This is a genomic window from Candidatus Bathyarchaeota archaeon (assembly GCA_026014465.1).
Lineage (GTDB): Archaea > Thermoproteota > Bathyarchaeia > Bathyarchaeales > Bathycorpusculaceae > JADGNF01.
The window spans coordinates 1-1,418 of record JAOZID010000008.1; the positions used below are offsets into that span (position 1 = coordinate 1).

Annotated in this window: 2 rRNA genes; both read right to left on the minus strand. The window is 50.8% G+C overall.

Annotated elements, in window-relative coordinates:
- Positions 1–327: 327 nt before the first annotated feature.
- Positions 328–444 (minus strand): 5S ribosomal RNA (gene rrf, locus NWF04_02055).
- A gap of 114 nt (positions 445–558) precedes the next feature.
- Positions 559–1,418, minus strand: a 23S ribosomal RNA gene (locus tag NWF04_02060); the annotation flags it as partial.

Genomic DNA, 1,418 nt, shown 5'->3' on the forward strand with positions numbered 1-1,418 from the left:
CTGAAGTTTTGTTATCCTAGTTTGTTCAATTAACTTGAACCCTTACAAGCTCTTTAAAACATCTGCTATTTAGTTTTCAAAGACCAGCTATCCACCCCTTCCGGGGCGAAGCGACAAGCAAGGAGTCTATCTAAACGACCCTAACCCGTCAAGTTTTTTTTATCTTTTTTTTCGGCTGCCATCAACGCTCTGTGAAGAGCCGCTCAAGCAACGGAAGCGTGTTATACTCAATCAGATCTCAACCGTCAACTCTTTTTTTAAGTTTTTTTCGGGTGATCTAAAGGGCAAACGAAAGCCCTGTCGTAACAACGACAGGGCTCGAAATAATTTCGGCGGCGACCTACTTTCCCACATAGTCTCCCATGCAGTATCATCGGCGCGGTAGGACTTAACTTCTGTGTTCGGGATGAGAACAGGTGTGACCCCTACGCTATAGCCACCGAAAACCGTAAAACTGGTTTTCAATCGCATTGACTGATTGTTTGAAAGCGATATGACGTAAAACTTCATGGGGGTTGGGGGAGCGGATGCTCCCCCGTCCCTATAAAAAACTGTAAATGGTCAAGCCTCACGGTCAATTAGTACCGGTAAGCTGAACACATTACTGCGCTTACACATCCGGCCTATCAACGTTGTCGTCTCCAACGGACCTTTAGGGGCTAAGCCCAGGGAGATCTCGTCTTGAGGTGGGCTTCCCGCTTAGATGCTTTCAGCGGTTATCCTTTCCGAACGTAGCTACCCTGCGATGCCACTGGCGTGACAACAGGAACACTAGTGGTTCGTCCATTCCGGTCCTCTCGTACTAGGAACAGATCCTCTCAAATCTCCTACGCCCACGGCAGATAGGGACCAAACTGTCTCACGACGTTTTAAACCCAGCTCGCGTACCACTTTAATTGGCGAACAGCCAAACCCTTGGGACCGACTTCAGCCCCAGGATGTGATGAGCCGACATCGAGGTGCCAAACCTCCCCGTCGATGTGAACTCTTGGGGGAGATAAGCCTGTTATCCCCGGAGTACCTTTTATCCGTTGAGCGATGGCCCTTCCATACAGAACCACCGGATCACTAAGACCTGCTTTCGCACCTGCTCGACGTGTCTGTCTTGCAGTCAAGCTCCCTTATGCCTTTGCACTCTTCGGCTGGTTTCCAATCAGCCTGAGGGAACCTTCGCGCGCCTCCGTTACTCTTTGGGAGGCGACCGCCCCAGTCAAACTACCCACCAGGCAGTGTCCCTGACCCGGATAACGGGCCGAGGTTAGACGTCCAGAAGAACAAGGGTGGTATTTCAAGGACGACTCCACCGACACTGGCGTGCCAGTTTCAAAGTCTCCCACCTATCCTACACATGCTGTCCCGAATATCACTGCCAAGCTGTAGTAAAGGTTCACGGGGTCTTTCCGTCTTGCCGCGGGTAA